Here is a 19,694-nt window from a genome sequence, read left to right on the forward strand (position 1 = left end):
CACTGACCGCGAGGTCGCGTCGGGCGTCCGAGTCTCCTTTCCCGGCGATCACGCTTTCCGATCGCCGGGAACGAGGCTCGGACGCCCGACTTCCGGCGACCTCGCCGCGACGCCGGAGGCGGCGCCATGTCACTGCGCGTTCGGGAACGGGTTGGGGGTGCAGACCAGGCCGTTGGCCTCGACCGCGTACCGGTTGGAGGAGTCGACCGAGTTGAGCTGGGCGACGTAGTCGTTGGCCACCCCGAACGACTGCTGCATCATCACCGGGGCGGCTTTGCCGTTCTCCTTGCAGCCTTCGTGCGGGTTCTTGAGCACGTGGCCGACCTCGTGGTTGATCGCGTACGTCCGGTACGCGCTGAGGTCGCTGCCGTAGACCTTGCCGCCGCGCACCCACCGGGCCACGTTGATGACGACCCGCTCGGTGCCGGGGTGCCAGCACGACGACTCGAACTGGATCTGGAACCCGCACAGGGCGTGGGTGGTGCCGGTGGTGGTCAAGCTCACGGTGAAGTCGACCGGTCCGCCTTCGACGCGCTGCATGGTGACCTGGCCGGTGCCGACCCAGCTGCGGGGGTCGGCGAGGATGCCGTCGACCGTGCGGGCGAACGCTTCGCGGTCGCCGTTGTAGTCCGCGGGTTCGACGCCGTCCTCGATGGCGATCGCGTACTTGTAGAGCTTGCCGCCCGTACCTGCCGGCTGGGTGCCGCCCGGTACCACGGCGAACGTGCCCGCGCCTTGTTCGGAGAACTTCGGCCCGTCCGGCAGCTGCGCGGTGGGGAAGTTCTTGAGGTCCACGTCGACCGGCGGTTTCTCGGTCGCTTCGGGCGGCCCGGAGGTGGCCGGGGGCGTGGGCGGGCCGGTGGTCGGGTTCGTCCCGCCGTCGGCGGAGGTCGACGGCGCGGCGGTGTCCAGCACGACCAGCGCGGTGAGCACGAGCAGCACGGGGATGGCGTAGATCCGCCAGCCGTAGCCGGCGATCAGCCCTTTCAGGCCGCGGCGGCGCTTGCGGCGTCGGCGACCGGCCGGTTCCCAGGCCGCGGCGAGCGGTTCGGCGCCGGTGCGGCGCGTGCCGCGGCGGTAGCGCTCTTCGGACAGCGGCGGCCGGCCATCAGAGGACGGCGCCGTGTCACGCGCGCCCTGCGACGTCCGGTTCACGGCAACCAGGGTGCCACAACCGCGACCCGGCGGCGGACTCCAGGTGACCTGCGCGTCACCGGTCGGCTGACGGGTCGCGGGTCACCACGCCTGCCGTTCGACCGCTTCCCACATGCCTGTCACGGCGCGCGCCACGGACACCGGTCGTTCCATCTGCGCCACGTGCCCGGTGCGCGGCAGCACGAGCAGCCGGCCGCGCGGGAGCAGCCGGGCGATCCTGGGTGCTTTGCGCACGCTGACCAGCCGGTCTTCGGTGCCCCACACGACGAGCGTCGGCGCGGTGATCCTCGGCGGCAGCTGCCACATCGACTTCGACCTCGGCACCAGCCACGAGCGGATCAGGTCGACCGTGCTGGCGCTGAGCGCGCCGCCCGCCCAGGCCTGCGCGGACCGCTCGGTGTACTCGTGCTCGCTCTGCTCGATCCGGTTCGCCGGCACCGCGTCGGGGTCGGCGAAGCACAGCCGCAGCATCTGGTGGGTGCGTTCGCGGGGCGTCATCGCGGCCAGGCGGGCCTGCACGCGCGGGCCGACGACCGGCAGGAACGCCAGCGGCAGCCGCCGGTCCGACACCCGGCTCAGGCTCGGCCGCAGGTCGGGCACGGCGGGCGACACGAGGGTGAGGGTGCGCACCAGGTCGGGCCGGGCGGAGGCGGCGATCAACGTGATCGCGCCGCCCATGGAGTTGCCGAACAGGTGCACGGGGCCGGCGCCGAGCGACTCGACGTACTCGATGACGACCCGCGCGTGGGTGGTCATCCGGAAGTCGTAGCCGTCGATCGGCTCGGACCGGCCGAACCCGGGCAGGTCCAGCGCGTGGCCTTCGACGTGCTCGCGCAGCTGTGCCGCCAGGTCGGTCCAGTTGGTCGCCGAGCCGCCGAGCCCGTGCACGTAGACCGCCTTCGCCCCGGCCGGTCCCGGGGTGCGGCGGACGTGCACGCTGTGCCCGCCGACCTCGACGTAGTCACCAGGCCACGGCTGGATCGTTGTGTCCAGTGGAGGTAGCGGCGCGGTGGACAGGGGCACGTGGGTGATGGCGGTCCTGCGGGCCTCCAGCGTCTCGGTCACCACCCCAGGATGCCTGGCCGGGCGTCCTACGAAACGAGAAGCTTTCCCGGAACGCAGCTACCAGCGAGTAAGGTTGCCGGCGAGCCGGAAGGGCAACCCCCTTCCCGGTTCCGCGAAGTGATTGGTCGGCTGGAGGCACCATGACGGAGACGGCCCAGACTGCGGTCGGGCACCACGGCGGCGCGGCGGGGCGGGGTGTACGGCTCCCGCGGACCGCTCGGCGTGCCCAGTTGCTGGCCGCGGCGCAGGACGTGTTCGTGACCAACGGCTACCACGCCGCCGCGATGGACGAGATCGCGGAACGCGCGGGGGTCAGCAAACCGGTCCTCTACCAGCACTTCCCCGGCAAGCTCGAGCTGTACATGGCGCTGCTGGAGTCCCACGTGGACGAGCTGGTGAACCGCGTGCGCGGTGCGCTGGCGTCCACGACGGACAACAAGCAGCGGGTGAAGGCCGCGGTCGCCGCGTTCTACGACTTCGTGGACGGCGAGGGCCAGGCGTTCCGGATGGTGTTCGAGTCGGACCTGCGCGGCGAGCCGGCGGTGGCGCGCGCCGTGGAGCGGGCGACGACCGACAGCGTGGAGGCCATCACCGACACGATCACCGCCGACGCGGGCCTCGACGAGCACCGCGCCCGGCTGCTCGCGGTCGGCTTGGTGGGGTTGTCGCAGGTCACGGCACGTGCGTGGCTGGCCGACGACCGGAAGCTCGCGAAGGAGGACGCGGTCGCCCTGATCTCGAACCTCGCCTGGCGGGGCATCGGCGGCGGCTTCCCGTTGCAGCACTGAGCCCCGTTGCGGCGCTGAGCCGGGGGGCGTCCGCGCGGTGAGGGCCGCCCCCGACAGCGGCCCTCACCGGCGATCACCGCCGCGCCGAGTTGTCCACAGGTCGTCGTGGACGCGCGGTGGTTGTCGGTGGCTGCCGGCAGGATCAAGACAAGGGTTCCCCTTCGCGGGGGTACCCCTGGTGGTGGCGGCCCTCGACCGGTTGCTCACAGCAGCGCGGTGATGTGTGCTGTGACCTCTCGCGCCCTCTCCAAGGGCAGCATGTGGCCGGCGCCCAGGTGGATCACCAGCTCGGCGTGCGGCAGCTCGTCCGCCAGCACCCGCGCGTGCCGCAGCGGCGTGAGCCGGTCCTCCGCGCCCGCCAGCACGACCGCGCGGACACCCGCCAACCCGGCCAGCGCCGCGCGCCGGTCGTGCCCGTCGAGCGAGTCGCGGAACCCGACCATGCTCACCGGGTGGCACCGGCCGACCATCGCGGCCGTCATGGCGACGTCCCGCCACGACGGGCGCTTGCCGAACAGCAGCCACCGCAGCCCCGGCCGGGCCATTTCGGTGCGGGTGAGCAGCACGGGCCGGCGCGACCGGGCGATCCGCCGGTTCACCGCCTTCTCCCCCGCCACGAACGCCCGGCCCACCGCGCCCGGCAGCCCCAGCGTCGACCCGGCCAGCTCACCCGACGAGGTGGCGACCAGGACGACCCCGTCGACGCGGTCGAGCAGCGAGGGGTGCTGCTCGGCCAACGCCATGATCGTCATGCCGCCCATCGAGTGCCCGGCCAGCACGAGCCGGCCGGTCGGCACGAGGGCCGCGACCAGCTCGGCCAGGTCGTCGGCGCACCGCGCGATGGTGGCCGTGCCCGGGGCCGCGGGCGCCGAGCGGCCGTGACCCCGGTGGTCGTACCGCAGCACGCGCCCCGGCAGCCCCGACGCCACGAGGTCCCACGACGTGTGGTCCAACGTCCAGCCGTGCAGCAGCACGGTGGTCACCTCGGCGTCCCGCGGCCCGGTGTCCACGACGTGCAGCGCCGTGCCGTCGGAGGTCGTGAACCGGCCGGCCTCCCCGGCCCGATCGCCGCCCACGGCGACGGCGGCCGTCCCGGCGCTCATCCGAGCAGGAACGAGCGGCGCCACGCGCTCATGCCCGGCTTGCCGACCAGACCGACCTCGTCCAGGAACTTCATGATCCGCTCGCCCGACCAGCGGATGCTCTCCCGCCAGTGCGGGTTGGCCAGCGCCGCCTTGTGCGCCTGCTCCTTGTCCAGCCCCACGGCCGCGTACACGTCCGGGTTGATCAGCGACCGGGTGATGAACATGGACGTGGTCGCGATCAGCCACCGCTGGTAGGGCAGCTCCTTCCGGGTCAGCTCGGCCATGCCGCGCACGACCTCTTCCCGCGCGAACCGCACGTGCCGGGCCTCTTCGAGCACGTGGATCCGGTTGACCATGCGCACCAGCGGCTGCACGGTCTCGTCGGCCATCGTCTCGCGCTGGAGCCGGTCCAGGATCTCCTCGGCGACCAGGATCGACCCGTAGAGGGCGGGCCCGTAGCCGATCACCGGCAGCAGCTTGCCCAGCTGGTAGGTGTACTGGCCGGGACCGTAGGGCGGGCAGCCGATCGTCTCGACCATCCGGGCGAACATCGTCGAGTGCCGGCACTCGTCGGCGATCTCCGTCAGCGCGTACTGCGCGTGCTTGGTCGTCGGGTCCGAGCGGTAGACCTCCTTGAGCAGCATCTGCATCAGCAGGATCTCGAACCACAGGCCGACGCTGGCCACGCTCGCGACCTCGTGCCGGGACAGGTCCACGCGCTGGTCCGGGCTCATCCGGTCCCACAGCTCGGTGCCGTACAGCGAGCACCGGTGCTCCGGCGTGAACCGCAGGCCGTCGACCAGGGGCGCGGACCAGTCGATGTCCACCTCTGGGTCGTAGAACTTGTCGGCCGAGGAGTTGAGCAGACGCTCGGCGGTCTTCTCGCGATCCGCGACCTTCAAGGCCTTCGTCATCGGTGGTCCCTCCCGGGGAGAGTTATCTGTAACTTGAGGTAACGGTTACTTCTGGTAGCGTGCGTCACATGGCTCGAACTGTCAAGGGCGGAACCGACGCCCGCCGGGAACGGTGGAAGGGTCACCGCGAAGCGCGGCGCGCCGAGTTCGTGGAGGCCACCATCCGCGCCGTCGCCAAGCACGGCCCGGACGTGGGCATGGACGAGATCGCCGCCGAGGCGGGCGTCAGCAAGCCGGTGCTCTACCGGCACTTCGCCGACAAGTCCGACCTCTACCTGGCCGTGGGCCAACGCGGCACCGAGATGCTGATGGACAAGATGGGCCCCGCGATCGACCTCGACGGCCCGATCCGGCCCCGCATCCAGGGCATCGTCGACGCGTACCTGTCCGTGATCGAGGAGCACCCCAACCTGTACCGGTTCGTGGTGCGCAAGTCGTTCACCGACCGGCCGGTCGAGCAGGACGTCGTCAACGAGGACAAGCAGCTGATCGCGGCGGCCCTGGCCCGGCTGCTCGGCGACTACCTGCGGGCGTTCGACATGGACTCCGGCGGCGCCGAGCCGTGGGCGCACGCGCTGGTCGGCATGGTGCAGAACGCCGGCGACTGGTGGCTCGACCGGCAGTCCATGACCCGGGCGAGCCTGAGCGACTACCTGACCACGATCATCTGGCACGCCATCGACGGCCTGCTCCGCTCCGCGGGCGTGGCACTCGACCCGGACGAGCCGCTGAGCACCGGGTTCGCCGACGGCGACCGGCCCGGAGGACCCCGGCTGCGGGTCGTCGACGTCGAGGAGGCGTGATGTCCGAAGAGCACGACGAAGAGGGCTACACCGGCGCGGCCGTGCTGGTGTTCGACGAGCGGGAGGTGCCGGTCGACGTCGAGCTGCGCGGCTACTTCCAGCCCATCGACGGCCGCTACCACTGGTACGGCCGGGTCGGCGCGAACGAGCAGGTCACCGAGCTGGTGGAGGGGGGCGCGCGGACCGCGCTGCTGCGCACCCCCGACGGTTCGGCGACCGGCGCGCTGACCGACCGCGACCCGTGGCTGCGCTACCGCGTGGCGGGCACCTCGACGCCGCCGTTCAAAGTCGGCTGATCACCGGGGTCGGAGGACGCGAAAGGGGCACCCGATCGGGTGCCCCTTCTCGTGCCCGGTCGCCCGGGCCCGGAGTTCACTCGGCCCAGTGCCGCGCGCTCAGTCGCCGGAGATGAACCCGACCCGGCGCGAGTCGCTCGGCCCGATCTCCACGTACGCGATGCGCGCCGCCGGCACCAGGTAGCGGGCGCCCTTCTGATCGATCAGCACGAGCTGCCCGGTGCCCGTCTTCAGCGCGTCCTGGACCTGCGCCTCGACCTCTTCGGGGGTGAGCCCGCTGGACACCACGAGCTCCCGCGGGCTGTCCGCGATCCCGACCCTGACCTCCACGCTGACCTCCGTGCGGCGTTGATGGCTTTCGAACACCAACCCTAGCCGAGCCCGAGGGCCGACATGCGCCGCGTGTGGCTCTGCTGGAGGCGCCGGAACAGCGCCGCGATGCCCGCCAGGTCGCCCGAGCCGCGCACGATCAGCTCCGCCAGCCCGTCGCGCTCCGCCACCACGTACTGGGCCTGCGTCAATGCCTCGCCGAGCAGCCGGCGACCCCACAACGTGAGCCGGTCTCGCAGCTTCGGGTCGTCGTCGCAGGCGGACCGGACTTCGCGCTCGGCGAACGCCGAGTGACCCGTGTCGGCCAGCACCGCGAGCACCAGCTCCTTCGTCGGCTCGTCCAGCCACTCGGCGACCTCGCGGTAGAAGTCGGCCGCCAGCGCGTCCCCGACGTAGGCCTTGACCAGCGACTCCAGCCACGAGCGCGGCGCCGTGGAGGCGTGGAAGCCGTCGAAGCCCGCGGCGAACGGCCGCATGGCCTCCTCCAGCGAGTGGCCGCGCTCGGCCAGGTAGCGGTCCAGCAGCGCGTAGTGGCCGATCTCGGCCGCCGCCATCTGCGACAGCGCGGCGCGCCCGGCCAGCGTGGGCGCGGTCCTGGCGTCCTCGGCGAGCCGGTCGAACGCCGACAGCTCGCCGTACGCGAGGGCCCCGAGCAGGTCGACGACGCCCTCCGCCACCTGGTCCGCGCCGCCCACCGCAACCTGGCCCACCGCTGCACCCACTCCCCGGTCGCTCATGCCACGGAGCCTAGTCGCGTGTCGTCGGCGACACCCCAGGCACGCGAATCCGCACTCACGGCCGCGAACCAGCCCGATCGGCCTAGTCGGCGGGTAGACTCGACAGATGACGCCCGGCGCGGCGCGGCCCAGTGGGGGCTCGCAGCGGTGCCGAAGGCTGAACTGCGGCGGCACCGTGCCGCCAGGAGAGGGTGCGCGCACACACCTCGCTGGCCCTCCCGCGACCCGCCCGGCCCCCCAGCGGTGGTCGAGTGGCGGTGACGCGGTCGAGCGGCCCGTACAGGCCGTGGCGCGCTGGTACGAGAGAGGCGATCACCCTGACCGCGACGAACGAAGAGACCCATGTCGACCCGGTGACCTTGGAGCACAGCGAGGCGGGTGTCCCCGAGGACGACACCTCGCACCCGCTCGTGGCCGACGCCCCGGTCAAGTCCGATTCGCCCACGTTCGGCGAGCTGGGGGTGCGCGAGGAGATCGTGCGCTCCCTGGCCGAGGCGGGCATCCACCGCACGTTCGCCATCCAGGAGCTGACGCTCCCGCTGGCGCTGGCCGGCGACGACGTCATCGGCCAGGCCCGCACCGGCACCGGCAAGACGCTGGGCTTCGGCATCCCGCTGCTGCAACGGATCGTCACCCCCGGTGACGGCACGCCGCAGGCGCTGGTCGTCGTGCCGACGCGCGAGCTGTGCCTCCAGGTCACCCACGACCTGACGGACGCGGCGAAGCACCTCAACGTGCGCGTGCTGGCCATCTACGGCGGGCGGCCCTACGAGCCCCAGATCGCGGCCCTGCGCAAGGGCGTCGACGTGGTCGTCGGCACCCCGGGCCGGCTGCTCGACCTGGCCGAGCAGCGCCACCTGGTGCTGGGCAAGGTGCGCGGCCTGGTGCTCGACGAGGCCGACGAGATGCTCGACCTGGGCTTCCTGCCCGACATCGAGCGGATCCTGCGCATGGTGCCCGACGAGCGGCAGACCATGCTGTTCTCGGCGACCATGCCCGGCCCGATCATCACGCTGGCGCGCACGTTCCTCAACCAGCCCACGCACGTGCGGGCCGAGGAGAACGACGCGGGCGCCATCCACGAGCGCACCGAGCAGTTCGTCTACCGGGCGCACGCGCTGGACAAGTCGGAGCTGCTGGCGCGGGCGTTGCAGGCGCGCGAGCGCGGCCTGTCGATGGTGTTCACCCGGACCAAGCGCACCGCCCAGAAGGTCGCCGACGACCTGGTCGAACGCGGTTTCGCCGCCGCGGCCGTGCACGGCGACCTGGGGCAGGGCGCGCGCGAGCAGGCGCTGCGGGCGTTCCGCTCGGGCAAGATCGACGTGCTGGTGGCCACCGACGTGGCGGCCCGCGGCATCGACGTCGAGGGCGTCACGCACGTGATCAACTACCAGTGCCCCGAGGACGAGAAGACCTACGTCCACCGCATCGGCCGCACCGGCCGGGCGGGGCGCACGGGTGTCGCGGTGACGCTGGTCGACTGGGACGAGATGCCCCGGTGGAAGATGATCAGCGACGCGCTCAACCTGGGCAAACCGGAGCCGGTGGAGACGTACTCGACGTCGGACCACCTGTTCGCGGACCTGGACATCCCGGCGGGCTCGACCGGTCGGCTGCCGCTGGGGCTGCGCACGCGCGCGGGCCTGGACGCCGAGCCGGAGGAGAACCTCAAGGGCGAGAAGAAGACGCGCAAGCGCCGCCGCACCGGCCGGACGGGTGACGCGGCTCCGGCCGCCGAGTCCGGCGCCGGCAGCGGTGGCAGCACCACCGGTTCCGGTTCGGGCGAGGAAGGCGGCACCAGGCCGCGCAAGCGCCGCCGCAGCCGCGGTGGCGTGTCGGCCGCCGGCGAGGGCGGCGGGACCGCCGAGGCGTCCGCCGAGGTCACCGCGGGCGCCCCGGAGTCGTCGGCCACCCCGGCCGGTGACGCCGACCGCCCGCGTCGTCGCAGGCGCCGCCGCACCGGCGGCGACTCCACCGAGCCCGCGGCGGCCGAGTAGGGAATGATCGTGGTGGGCAGCGCGGGCACGAGCGCTGCCCGGCCCGATCAGCCACACGATCGGGTGATCATGGCCCGACAATGTACGGAAACACCGTTACCGCACCTCGGTTGAAACGAGGAGCCCCGAACCAACCCCGGCCCCCGGCCAACCCGCCCACCGCCACCACGGCGACCCGGGTCCGCCAGGAGGCAGCGGCGACACTCCGCCGCGACCGGCCACCACCCGGAACGGAACCGGCCCGGACCGCGAGGACCGGGCCGCCGGGAACGGGCGGGTGGAAGTGGGCGGCTGGGGAACGGGCGGCCGGGAACGGGCGGCCGGGGACTGGCCCCGGTGACGACCGGCAGGCCGCACCCACCAGGCAGGACGGGCGGGCGCGCGCGGTTGCGGGAGGTCGCGGGCAGCGGTAGGGCCGCCGCCTCACACCGACCTCTTCCCGGTGGTGGCAGCATGTCGCCAGACGAACGCGACAGATCACCGACCATCGGGAGCCGGGCAGTGGGCCAGCCGGAGCAGGCGGAGTCGAACGGGCAGGTCGTGCTGGACGGGGAAGACGTCCTGGCGCAGCCCGTCGAACCCCAGGTCGAGCCGCAGGACGACGGCCGCGAGCCGCACGACGCCGATCCGCACGGCGCCGAGCCGCACGAGCCGGTGCCGTCCAGGTCGTGGCGCACCAGGGGCGACTTCATCGGCCTGACCCTGGTCGTGGTCGCGGTGCTGGTGGCGAGCCTCGTGCTGTGGCTGACCAGCGACGCCCGCAACACCGTCAGCCAAACGGGTCCGTCCGAGATCACCCCGTTGCAGCCCGTCACCGCGATGCCGCCGACGCTGTCGGAGATTTGGCGCGCGCCCAGTGGGGCGACACCCGTTCCGGTGAACCTCGACTCGGTTGTCGTCACGGGTGACGGCGGCGAGGTGGTCGGCCGCGACGCGTTCACCGGCGACGTCCGCTGGCGCTACGCCCGCGACCTCCCCCTGTGCACGGTCACCACGGCCTGGGGCCGGGTGTTCGCGGCGCACCGCAAGGACACCAACTGCTCCGAGATCACCACCCTCGAGACGGCCTCCGGCAAGCGCGGGCCGCAGCGCAACGGTGACGCCGAGTTCGGCACCCGCCTGCTCAACGAGGGCTCGCACGTGCTCACCACGGGCGGGACGTACGTCGAGGTCTACCGCCGCGACGACCTGGTCCGCTCGATGGAGTACGGCGCCCTGCGCGCGATCGTGAACCCGAACAAGCAGCCGCGCACCGGCTGCACGTACCACTCGTTCGCGGTCACCGGCGGCAAGATCGCGATGATCGAGCGCTGCCCCTCCCTCGACCCGTCCGACCGCCTCACCATCCTCAAGCCCAACCCCGAGAAGTCCGACGAGCCGCAGGTCATCACCTCCACCGTGACCGGTGAGACCGGCGCGCGGGTGGTCGCGGTGACGGCGAACCGGGTCGCGCTGGTCGTGCCGGGCCGGCTCGTGGTGTTCGACTCCGAGACGGGCGCCTCGATCGGCAGCTACCCGGTCGACGTCACCGCCGAGGAGCTGGCGGGCGACCCGCCGGGACGGGTGGCGTCGACGTTCACCAGCACCGCGAACGTCTACTGGTTCACCGGGTCGAAGACGGTGGCGCTGTCGCTGACCGAGCTGAACCCGCTGTGGACCGCGACCGGCACGCTCGGCGCGGGCACCACGCTCGCCGGCCGGCTGCTGCTGCCGGTCGACGCCGGGCTGAAGGTGCTCGACCAGATCACCGGCGAGGAGGTCGCGTCGATCCCGGTCGACCGCGGCGACCACACCGGCCCGGTCGAGATGGCCACCGAGGGCCCGGTCGTGCTGGAGCAGCGCGGCGGCACGCTCGTCGCCCTCCGCTGAACCCCCGGAACCAAGCCCGGCACCACGCCGCGCGGCGTCCACTGCGGTAACGCGTCACGCGCACGAGCGGCCGGTGCGGCAGACTGCCAGACGTGCACTCGCAGTTCAGCCCGCACCGGGCGCAACGCGTGGACCTGCCCGGCAGGCACGGGCCCGTCGCGGCCCTCCACGCGCCCGCCGCCGGACCCGACCTCGGCGCGACCGCGCTGCTCCTCCCCGGCTACACGGGGTCCAAAGAGGACTTCGCGCCGCTGCTCGACCCGATCGCCGACGCCGGCATCGAGGTCGTGGCGATCGACCTGCCCGGCCAGTACGAGTCGCCCGGCCCGCCGGCCGAGTCCGACTACCGGCCCGAGGCGCTGGGCGGGGTGGTGGCCGAGCTGGTCGCGAAGCTGGCCGCCGAGGGCAGGCGGGTGCTGCTGCTGGGTCACTCGTTCGGTGGGCTCGTGGCGCGTGGCGCGGTGCTGGCTGGCGCGCCGGTGGCCGGGTTGACGCTGATGGCGTCCGGTCCGTCCGAGCTGCCGCCGGGTGAGCGCCGCACCGCCCTGGACTACGGCGAGATCGTGCTCCGCGAGCAGGGCATCGAGGCGTCGCAGCAGGTCAACGAGACCCGCTTGGCGCTCAACCCGCGCTGGCGGATGGTGCCGCAGGAGCTGAAGGACTTCTACCGCGAGCGGTTCGTCCGCTCGTCACCCGTCGGGCTGCTCGGGATGGGCGAGGCGCTGCGCGCCGAACCGGACCTGGTCGCCAAGCTGGCCCGCGTCACCCGGTCGAACGGCATCCCGTGCCTGGTGGTGTGCGGCGACCTGGACGACGCCTGGTCGTCCGCCGGGCAGCGGGACATGGCCGAACGCCTCGACGCCGACTTCGCCGTGCTGTCCGGCGTCATGCACAACCCGAACACCGAGGCGCCGGACGCCCTGCTGGCCACGCTCCTGCCGACCTGGCGCGCCTGGCTGTCCTGAGACCGGCCCGAGCCGCTAGGCCCACCAGAAGAACCACAGGGTCGACGCGGTCAGCAGCACGACCAGCAGGCCGCACAACACCACCGCCCAGCCGCGCCGGCGGTCGGCCACGACCTGCGCCACCACCGCGGCGGCGGCCGCCGCGCCGTGCCCGGCCACCACGGCCAGGCCCGGTCCGGGCAGGTCGTGGGCTCCCGCGTAGACCTGCACGCCGATCAGGGCCAGCGCGAGCAGCGCCAAGCCGACGGCGAGCGCGCCGCTGACGCCGCGCCACAGCCTGGCCAGGCGTGCTTCGGGTCCGCTGTCCACCATCGTCACGCGGCCAACTCTACGGCGCGAGCAACGACCACGGGTCGATCGTCGGCGCGGCCTGCCGGCCTTCGGGGCACGACCGGCGGAAGTCGCACCACGTGCACTGGTTGCCGGTGCGCGGCGGGAACAGGATCTCCGGGTCGCCGCCGGCTTCCAGCGTGTCGGTGGCCAGGCGCAGCTCGTCCGCCGCCTCCTCGGCCCGCGACACGTGCCGCCCCAGGCTCTCCTCGGTGTGCTCCCACACCGCCACGGTGCCCGTCGGCAGGTGGTGCAGCTCCACCCGGTGGCACGGCTTGCGCAGTGTCCGCCGGGCCGCCAGCGCGTACAGGGCCAGCGCCTGCGAGCCCCGCGCGTCGTCCACGGTCAGCGCGTGCCGCCCGGTCTTGTAGTCGACGATCACCAGCTCGCCGTCGCGCAGGTCGATCCGGTCGACCCGGCCTTCGGCGACGATCTTCGAGGTGGGTGTGGACACCCAGCGCTCGATGCCGACCGGTTCGATCGACGTGTCCAGCTCGGTGACGTAGTCGCGCACCCACCCGACCGCCCGGTCCCGGTACACGGCCGCCTGCTCGGCGTCGCGGAACCCGTCGTTCTTCCACTGCCGGTGCAGCAGCGCGACCGCCTGCTCGGGGGTGCGCCGCTGGGCGGGCAGGTCGAACAGCGCCTTCAACGCGTTGTGCACGACCGCGCCCAGGGTGTTGTGCGCCCACGCCCCGCCGCGCGGCGGCGACGGCCGGTCGAGGTAGGCCATGCGGAAGCGGCGCGGGCAGTCGGCCCACGTGGTGAGCTTCGCCGGCGTCACCCGCACGAGCTTCTTCGGCATCGCGCCGAAGTCGAACCCCAGCTGTTCCTGCACGGGCGCAACGCTACCGAGGGAGTCCGACAGTTCTCGCGGCGCTACCTCAACCGACCAGCACCTTGCACCCGGTTGCCCGGTCGGCCAGGGCGTCGAGCACGTCCGGTGACGTGGTCTCCGCGCCGAGGCGCACGGTCTTGTTGGTGCCGTGGTAGTCGCTGGACCCGGTGGTCAGCAGCCCCAGCTCCCCCGCCAGGCCGCGCAGCCGCGCGCGCGTCGGCGGGTCGTGGTCGGGGTGGTCGACCTCGACGCCGGCCAGGCCGAGGCCGGCGAGGTCGGCCACCACCTGGTCGGTCACGATCGGGCCGCGCGAGGTGGCGAACGGGTGGGCGAGGACGGTCACCCCGCCCGCCTCGGTGATCATCTCGATGGCCCGCGCCACGGGCGTGTCGGTGCGCGGCACGTAGTACCGGCCGCCGGTGAGGTACCGGGCGAACGCCTCGTCGACGGTGGACACCACGCCCGCCCGGATCAACGCCATGGCGAGGTGGGGACGTCCGGCGGGCGCGTCGGCGGGCATGGCCGCCATCAGCTCGTCGGGGTCGATGGGGAACCCGTCGTCGACCATCCGCTCGGCCATCCGGCGCAGTCGGTGTCGTCGTTCCAGGCGCAGCCGCTGCTGCTCCTCGACCAGCGCGGGCGAGGTGTGGTCGTACAGGTAGGCGAGCAGGTGGACGGTGATGACCCGGCCCCGGCCGTCGTCGGAGGCACAGGACAGCTCGGCGCCGCGCACCAGCTTCAAGCCGGGTGGCAGCGCGGTGGCCGCCTCCGCCCAGCCGGCAGCGGTGTCGTGGTCGGTGAGCGCGACCGCGGTCAAGCCGGTGGCGGCCGCGGCCGCCACCAACTCCGCGGGCGTGTCGGTGCCGTCGGACTCGGTCGAGTGGGTGTGCAGGTCGATGCGCACCCTGCCAGTCTCCACCACGGCCGGGTCCGACCTACGGCACCATCTTCTTGCCGCGCGCCGCCCGCTGCGCCTTGATCATCGAGAAGCGCTCCGCCTGGGCCTTCTTGTCGCCGAAGGTCAACTCCGAGATGGCGTCGTAGACCTCCTCGGGGTTGGGCAGGTACTCGATCCGGTTGAGGGCCTGGATCTGACCCGCCGACTCCACGACCAGGGTGCCGAAGCCGAACATGCGCCCGAGCACCGAACGCTCGTAGGTGAGGTCGGTGACCTTGCTGATCGGCATCATGGCGACCTTGGTCTCGAAGACCCCCGAGGAGATCATGAACCTCTTGTCGGTGACCACGATCCGCTCCACCCACCACTCCATGACGAAGTAGGCCAGCCTGAGCAGCACGAACAGCGAGGCGTACCAGAGGATGTTCTGGACGATGACCGCGTTGTCGGGCAGCAGGTAGGAGATCATCATGGCGCCGGCGAGCAGCGCGCCGGCCTCCAGGAGATCCCAGAGCAGGCTGCTCCAGTGCCTGCGTACCCGGATGACCCGACGCTCCGTGGGGAGCAGGTACTCGTCGGGGTCCCGTGGTGCGAACATGCCTGCGACCTCTCGCCGTGGGGGAGGAGTCGGGCGACTCAGAACAATTGTTTCACGAAGGTGATGAGCGCCTCAGCGGCTTCCCGAAGGGTGCCCAGGATGTTCTGCACCAGCTGAGCCGCTTGCTGAGGCTCTGCGATGAGGAAGAACAGGACCAAGCCGACCCCGGCGAAAGTGAGAATCTTCTTCAGATTCACGGTGATCAACCCCGTTCGCTACCGCACCCGTTTGGCGCCAGTGAAAACCGTTGTACCGCACTCCGCGACACGTCGGGAGATTTGTACCGCACTTGGGTCAGCGTCCTGCACCGCCAACCCGGTGTGACTACGCTTGGTAATCGTGACGGCCGAACGTGAGCCCCGGATCCGCTGTGTCGGTGGCATCGTCCATGACTCGAACGGGCGACTGCTACTCGTGCGGAGGGGCAATGCTCCAGGTGAGGGACTGTGGTCGATACCGGGTGGCCGAGTCGAACCCGGCGAGTCCGACGAGACCGCAATCGTGCGGGAACTGCGCGAGGAAACGGGACTCTCCGTAACCGTCGGGGCGTTGGTGGGCAGCGTCACCCGCACGGCGCCACGCGGCGTCTACGAGATCCACGACTACGCCTGCCAGGTGCGATCCGGCGTGCTCCGACCAGGCGACGACGCGGTGGACGCGCGCTGGGTCGACGCTGCGATCTTGGCCACACTCCCACTGACCGAGATGCTGCGCGAGACCCTCGAAGCCTGGGGTCAACTACCCCGTTCGTGAACGGGATCCCCCGTTCAGGGGAGCCATACCAACCGTTGGCCGTGCGGCGCCGTCCTCGCCAACGCCTGCGCCGACCGCACCTCGCCGCCCTCGAACCGGACGAGCCCGACCACGCCGAACGCCGGGTCGTCCGGGCCGGGCCGCAGGTCGTCCCGGCCCGGCAGCACGTGCGCCAGGCCCGCCGCGTAGCCCTCGTGGCTCAACCACCACACCGGGCGGCCGAGGTCGCGCAGCGCGGCCACGAACTCCTCCCCCGCCAGGTACGGCAGGACGTTGCTGGTCAGGACCACCAGCGGCAGGTCCTCGGGCACGCGGGCGGCGGCCGCGCCGAGGTCCGCCACCGCGTCGCCGACCACGAACTCCGGCGGCGACTTGCGCTGCACGGTCGCGGCCACGCCGAACAGCCGCAGCCGCTCCGGCTGGTCGGCCCACACGCACGCCTCGAGCCACGCGTAGGTGTCCTCGTCGGTCAGGTCGGCGGGCGCCCGGTCCAGCCCCACCTTGGCCGCGATCTTCACCGTTTTGGGGATCTTGGGCAGCTCCGCGCCGGGCGCCAGCTCCAGCGCGCAGTGCAGCCCGAGCGCGGCCTTGGCCGGCCCCGCGACGAGCTGCCCGGCCTGCTGGGTCTGGTAGCGGTAGCCGTACTGGTCGAGGCCGAGCAGCAGGCCGGCCGAGCAGCCGGCCTCCAGCAGCCCGACCGGCCCCTTGACGCGCGCCAGCGCCGGGTAGAGCAGCGTGGCCCGCCGCACCTCGTTGGTCTGCACCGAGCGGGTGGCGACCAGCTCGCGCACCTTGTCGGCGCGGTCGAGCACGAACTCCCGGAACAGCCGCCAGGTGCTCTCGTCCGCGCCGTACGTGCCGCCGAGCGAGGGGTAGTAGTCGGACAGCCGGTGGAACGGCTCGGCCTGCACCAGCCGGTGCGCCGCCGCCAGGAGCAGGGTCGCGTGCGCGAACCGCTCCGGGGCGGCGGTCAGCAGGCCGGCGACCTCCGGATCGTCGGCGGCGTGGGAGGCCAGGTGCTCGTAGAGCGGCGAGACGCCGTGCGCCTCGCTCCTGGCGAACCGGGCCAGTCGTTGCCGCACCAGATCCAGCGAGGTCACGTCACTCCCTTGTCTAATCGCCGGCTCAGCGGGCCGCGGGTTCGGGCCTGCCCGGCTGCTCGCCGCCGCGCGCTTCACCGTAGGAGCGCTTGGGCACCATGACCTTCCGGCGGAACACGCAGACGACCGTTCCATCCTGTTTGTACCCGCGCGTCTCGACGTGGACCACGCCGCGGTCGTCCTTGGACTTCGAGGGCGTCTTGTCCAGCACCTCGGTCTCACCGTAGATGGTGTCCCCGTGGAACGTGGGCTTGACGTGCTTGAGGGATTCCACCTCGAGGTTGGCGATGGCCTTGCCCGACACGTCGGGCACCGACATGCCCAGCAGCAGCGAGTACACGTAGTTGCCGACCACGACGTTCTTGCCGAACTCGGTGGTCTCCGCCGCGTAGTGCGCGTCCAGGTGCAGCGGGTGGTGGTTCATGGTGAGCAGGCAGAACAGGTGGTCGTCGTACTCGGTGACCGTCTTCCCGGGCCAGTGCTTGTAGACCGCGCCGACCTCGAACTCCTCGTAATAACGCCCGAACTGCACCGCACGCCTCCGTTGGCCGGCTACTGGTGGGGTCGGTGTGATCGAGGACCACGCCGACCGGGACGACAGTGTGAGCACCGGGGGAGTACCCTCGGCAACTGGTCTGTGAGCGACTACACCGCCGCGGCCAGTCGACCCGAGGAGGTGAGGACTACCGATGAGTAACGACCCCCATCCTGCGAGTACCTCGCGCGTCCTCATCGGGGAGCCGGCTTTCCACAGCTAGGCCCAGCGGTACCGGTCGGGACGTGCCGTCGTCGTTCGTCGAGTCGACGCTCCCCACCTGGAGGACCCGTGCCCAGCTTGCCCTCGCTCGGCGGCTTGAGAGGCCGCGCGCAGGAACGACCCCCGCTGCCCATCCCCGTGCCGCTCGCGCGGTACGTCGTGGACTGCGGCGTCTACGTCGACGGCAAGCGCCTGCCCGGCCGCTGGTCGCACGTCGACGCGGTCGAGGAGGTGCGCAAGCGCGGCGACGGGTTCGTCTGGATCGGGCTGCACGAGCCGGACGAGGAGCAGATCCAGGGCGTCGCGGACACGTTCGGGCTGCACGAGCTGGCCGTCGAGGACGCCGTGCACGCGCACCAGCGGCCCAAGCTCGAACGCTACGACAACATGCTGTTCATGGTGCTCAAGACGGTCCGGTACATCCAGAACTCGTCGCCGGACACCGCCAACGAGATCGTCGAGAGCGGCGAGATCATGGTGTTCCTGGGCCGCGAGTTCGTGGTGACGGTCCGGCACGGCAACCACTCGGGGCTGGCGGCGGTGCGGCGCCAGCTGGAGGAGGAGCCGGAGCGGCTGCGCACGGGACCGGCCGCGGTGCTGTACTCGATCGCCGACCACGTGGTGGACAACTACCTCGACGTGACCGACCACATCGAGGACGACATCGACCAGATGGAGGCGCTGGTCTTCCAGCCGCGCAGCCGGGTCAGCGCCGACCAGATCTACCTGATGAAGCGCGAGGTGCTGGAGCTGCGCCGGGCGGTGATGCCGCTGGCCGTGCCGCTGCGGCGGTTGGCGGAGGGCTACACGCCGCTGATCCCCGAGCAGGTGCGCTCCTACTTCCGCGACGTGGACGACCACCTCACCGAGGTGTCCGAACGCGTGATCAACTTCGACGAGCTGCTCACCACGCTGGTCAACGCCGTGCTGGCGAAGATCACGCTCCAGCAGAACTCGGACATGCGCAAGCTCGCCGCCTGGGTGGCGATCATCTCCGTGCCGACCATGGTGGTCGGCGTGTACGGCATGAACTTCGACCACATGCCGGAGACGCACTGGAAGTACGGCTACCCCATGGTGATCGCCGTGATCCTCGTCGTCTGCCTCACCCTGTACCGAATATTCCGTCGCAACCAATGGCTCTGAGCCCCTTCACCCTCCCCAGCCAGCGACGGGACGTCCCCCCATGTCCAGAATGTTCACCAACCTGCGGTTCTGGGTGCTCACCTTCCTCATCGGGTGGCTCGCCACGGTGACCCTGCTGATCGCGACCGGGAGCTGACCGGTCAGGTCCAGGGCGCGGTGTCCCACGTGAACGGGATGCCGTGCCCGACGCCCGTGCCCAGGCGCAGCGAGACGCCCGCCGGCCACAGCTTGAGCAGCAGCCGGAACTCGTACGCGCCCGCGGTGTGCGTGCGGCGCGGTTCGTAGACGAGCAGCGCCAGCGGTGCCACCGGGGTGGCCCGGGAGGCCGCGTCGGCGAGGATCGCCCGGCCCATGGCGCGGTCGGCCGGCGACGCGTACTGCCAGACGACCGAGTGCCACACGACGGTCAGCACGTCGCGCTCCGGGCGGGCGAGCTGCTCGGCCAGCCACTCGGGGCCGGTCGCCCGCCGCACCGGGACGGGGTCGAGCCGGGCCAGCTCGACGGCGGCCTGGAGCCGTTCGAAGCGGGCCCGCTGGTCGGCCCAGACGAACGACGACAGGTGCAGCCGCCCGTCCTCCGTGGACACGTCGACCGGGTTGAGGTCGCAGCCCGCGCGGCGGACCAGGCGCAGGTTGTGGCGCAGGTCGACGGGCGGGCGGCCGGTCCAGCCCGGGTCGAGGGCGAACGGGCTGCCCGGGTCGCCGAACGTCACGCCGTCCACCCGGTAGGCGAGGCGGTGCGGGCGCAGGTTCAGGCCGCCGGACGCGCCGACCTCCAGCAGCCGGATCGGGAACGTGGCGCGCCGGCCCGCCTCGGCCGCGGCCAGGTGGGTGGCGGTCTGCAGGCCGCCGAACAGGGGCGCGCTGCGGCCGGGCTCGTTGGTCTGCACGACCGTGGACGTGACCAGGGCGCGCAGCTCGTCGGTGTGCTCGTGCAGCACGGGCAGCGCGTCGTCCCAGACGGTGCGCAGGTCCGGTCGGCCGCCGGCCGTCGGGTAGTGCCTGGCCAGGGTCGGCGCGCGGCCCTCCAGGACGAGCCGGTGCAGGGCGCCCGCGAACCGCAGGCCGGGCACGGTGCCGTGCCGGTCGCACTCGGCGCCCGCCATCACCCGCGCGGTGACGCCGCCGCGGGCCAGGTCGTCCGCCGCGGCCACCAGCAGGGTGCGGGTGAGCGGGCTGTGGACGTCGCAGGCGCGGGACGCGTCGAGGAACAGCTCGGCGAGCACCCTGTGACGTTAACCCGGTTTCCCTTGTGCGGCAGGCGGACGAC

At 72.2% G+C, this 19,694-nt stretch carries 22 protein-coding genes; 8 read left to right on the forward strand and 14 right to left on the reverse strand.

Translation table 11 applies throughout. The features are described from left to right. Positions 1-129: 129 nt before the first annotated feature. Together EDD40_RS18395 and EDD40_RS18400 are read right to left on the reverse strand one after the other, a co-directional pair. The gene (locus EDD40_RS18395) at positions 130-1,155 is read right to left on the reverse strand and encodes a DUF3152 domain-containing protein (protein WP_123744009.1); all 1,026 of its coding nucleotides are present in this window, start codon (positions 1,153-1,155) and stop codon (positions 130-132) included. Between the two features lie 81 nt (positions 1,156-1,236). After that, entirely contained in the window at positions 1,237-2,220 is a 984-nt protein-coding gene (locus EDD40_RS18400) for an alpha/beta fold hydrolase (RefSeq protein ID WP_123748117.1), read from the reverse strand. A 140-nt stretch (positions 2,221-2,360) separates the two neighbouring features. Between EDD40_RS18400 and EDD40_RS18405 the strand changes: the two genes are divergently transcribed. Beyond that, positions 2,361-3,008 (forward strand): TetR/AcrR family transcriptional regulator, encoded by a 648-nt coding sequence (locus tag EDD40_RS18405; RefSeq protein ID WP_053716225.1) that lies wholly within the window; start codon positions 2,361-2,363, stop codon positions 3,006-3,008. Positions 3,009-3,211: 203 nt separating this feature from the next. Here the strand turns inward: EDD40_RS18405 and EDD40_RS18410 are convergent, their stop codons facing one another. Both EDD40_RS18410 and EDD40_RS18415 read right to left on the reverse strand, forming a co-directional pair. Next, positions 3,212-4,111 carry an alpha/beta fold hydrolase gene (locus EDD40_RS18410; RefSeq protein ID WP_123744010.1) on the reverse strand — a complete coding sequence of 300 codons (900 nt, stop codon included), beginning with the start codon at positions 4,109-4,111 and terminating at the stop codon, positions 3,212-3,214. Then, a complete protein-coding gene (locus EDD40_RS18415) occupies positions 4,108-5,007 on the reverse strand; it encodes an AurF N-oxygenase family protein (RefSeq protein WP_123744011.1) in 900 nt (299 codons plus the stop codon). Before EDD40_RS18415 ends, EDD40_RS18410 begins: the two co-directional genes overlap by 4 nt. Before the next feature lie 68 nt (positions 5,008-5,075). Here EDD40_RS18415 and EDD40_RS18420 point away from each other — a divergent pair, with 68 nt between their 5' ends. Beyond that, complete coding sequence (locus EDD40_RS18420) at positions 5,076-5,810, forward strand: TetR/AcrR family transcriptional regulator (RefSeq protein WP_123744012.1); 735 nt, start codon at positions 5,076-5,078, stop codon at positions 5,808-5,810. Continuing rightward, positions 5,810-6,106, forward strand: coding sequence for a DUF4873 domain-containing protein (locus EDD40_RS18425; RefSeq protein ID WP_211348202.1), 297 nt, complete (start codon positions 5,810-5,812; stop codon positions 6,104-6,106). Before EDD40_RS18420 ends, EDD40_RS18425 begins: the two co-directional genes overlap by 1 nt. A gap of 99 nt (positions 6,107-6,205) precedes the next feature. On the opposite strand, the gene EDD40_RS18430 is transcribed toward EDD40_RS18425, so the two are convergent. Both EDD40_RS18430 and EDD40_RS18435 read right to left on the reverse strand, forming a co-directional pair. After that, positions 6,206-6,436, reverse strand: coding sequence for a DUF3107 domain-containing protein (locus EDD40_RS18430; RefSeq protein ID WP_123744014.1), 231 nt, complete (start codon positions 6,434-6,436; stop codon positions 6,206-6,208). A gap of 41 nt (positions 6,437-6,477) precedes the next feature. Beyond that, entirely contained in the window at positions 6,478-7,173 is a 696-nt protein-coding gene (locus EDD40_RS18435; RefSeq protein ID WP_123744015.1) for a ferritin-like fold-containing protein, read from the reverse strand. Between the two features lie 353 nt (positions 7,174-7,526). On the opposite strand from EDD40_RS18435, the gene EDD40_RS18440 reads away from it, so the two are divergent. From EDD40_RS18440 to EDD40_RS18450, 3 genes are all read left to right on the forward strand, one after another. After that, positions 7,527-9,170 carry a DEAD/DEAH box helicase gene (locus tag EDD40_RS18440; RefSeq protein WP_211348203.1) on the forward strand — a complete coding sequence of 548 codons (1,644 nt, stop codon included), beginning with the start codon at positions 7,527-7,529 and terminating at the stop codon, positions 9,168-9,170. Positions 9,171-9,671: 501 nt separating this feature from the next. Beyond that, the gene (locus EDD40_RS18445) at positions 9,672-11,039 is read left to right on the forward strand and encodes an Rv3212 family protein (protein WP_246037724.1); all 1,368 of its coding nucleotides are present in this window, start codon (positions 9,672-9,674) and stop codon (positions 11,037-11,039) included. Between the two features lie 92 nt (positions 11,040-11,131). Next, the gene (locus EDD40_RS18450; RefSeq protein ID WP_123744017.1) at positions 11,132-12,004 is read left to right on the forward strand and encodes an alpha/beta fold hydrolase; all 873 of its coding nucleotides are present in this window, start codon (positions 11,132-11,134) and stop codon (positions 12,002-12,004) included. A gap of 15 nt (positions 12,005-12,019) precedes the next feature. Here the strand turns inward: EDD40_RS18450 and EDD40_RS18455 are convergent, their stop codons facing one another. The 5 genes from EDD40_RS18455 to EDD40_RS41785 are packed head-to-tail and all read right to left on the reverse strand — an operon-like array spanning position 12,020 to position 14,865. Further along, positions 12,020-12,322, reverse strand: coding sequence for a hypothetical protein (locus EDD40_RS18455; protein WP_123744018.1), 303 nt, complete (start codon positions 12,320-12,322; stop codon positions 12,020-12,022). A gap of 10 nt (positions 12,323-12,332) precedes the next feature. Then, positions 12,333-13,172, reverse strand: coding sequence for a RecB family exonuclease (locus tag EDD40_RS18460; RefSeq protein WP_123744019.1), 840 nt, complete (start codon positions 13,170-13,172; stop codon positions 12,333-12,335). 46 nt (positions 13,173-13,218) lie between these two features. After that, positions 13,219-14,076, reverse strand: coding sequence for a PHP domain-containing protein (locus EDD40_RS18465; RefSeq protein ID WP_123744020.1), 858 nt, complete (start codon positions 14,074-14,076; stop codon positions 13,219-13,221). 31 nt (positions 14,077-14,107) lie between these two features. Beyond that, complete coding sequence (locus tag EDD40_RS18470) at positions 14,108-14,668, reverse strand: PH domain-containing protein (protein ID WP_123744021.1); 561 nt, start codon at positions 14,666-14,668, stop codon at positions 14,108-14,110. A 38-nt stretch (positions 14,669-14,706) separates the two neighbouring features. Continuing rightward, positions 14,707-14,865: a hypothetical protein gene (locus EDD40_RS41785; RefSeq protein WP_170185132.1), complete on the reverse strand. Its 159-nt coding sequence runs from the start codon at positions 14,863-14,865 to the stop codon at positions 14,707-14,709. 142 nt (positions 14,866-15,007) lie between these two features. Here EDD40_RS41785 and EDD40_RS18475 point away from each other — a divergent pair, with 142 nt between their 5' ends. Beyond that, positions 15,008-15,421 carry an NUDIX hydrolase gene (locus tag EDD40_RS18475; protein ID WP_123748119.1) on the forward strand — a complete coding sequence of 138 codons (414 nt, stop codon included), beginning with the start codon at positions 15,008-15,010 and terminating at the stop codon, positions 15,419-15,421. 14 nt (positions 15,422-15,435) lie between these two features. Here the strand turns inward: EDD40_RS18475 and EDD40_RS18480 are convergent, their stop codons facing one another. After that, positions 15,436-16,521 (reverse strand): DUF2332 domain-containing protein, encoded by a 1,086-nt coding sequence (locus EDD40_RS18480; RefSeq protein WP_201438596.1) that lies wholly within the window; start codon positions 16,519-16,521, stop codon positions 15,436-15,438. Positions 16,522-16,546: 25 nt separating this feature from the next. Further along, the gene (locus tag EDD40_RS18485) at positions 16,547-17,053 is read right to left on the reverse strand and encodes a MaoC family dehydratase (protein WP_123744023.1); all 507 of its coding nucleotides are present in this window, start codon (positions 17,051-17,053) and stop codon (positions 16,547-16,549) included. Between the two features lie 294 nt (positions 17,054-17,347). On the opposite strand from EDD40_RS18485, the gene corA reads away from it, so the two are divergent. Further along, positions 17,348-18,424, forward strand: coding sequence for a magnesium/cobalt transporter CorA (gene corA, locus EDD40_RS18490; RefSeq protein ID WP_123744024.1), 1,077 nt, complete (start codon positions 17,348-17,350; stop codon positions 18,422-18,424). A gap of 140 nt (positions 18,425-18,564) precedes the next feature. On the opposite strand, the gene EDD40_RS18495 is transcribed toward corA, so the two are convergent. Next, on the reverse strand, positions 18,565-19,650 hold the full coding sequence (locus EDD40_RS18495) for a DUF2332 domain-containing protein (protein WP_123744025.1): 1,086 nt from the start codon (positions 19,648-19,650) through the stop codon (positions 18,565-18,567). Positions 19,651-19,694: the final 44 nt, after the last annotated feature.

Source organism: Saccharothrix texasensis, from assembly GCF_003752005.1.
Lineage (GTDB): Bacteria > Actinomycetota > Actinomycetes > Mycobacteriales > Pseudonocardiaceae > Actinosynnema > Actinosynnema texasense.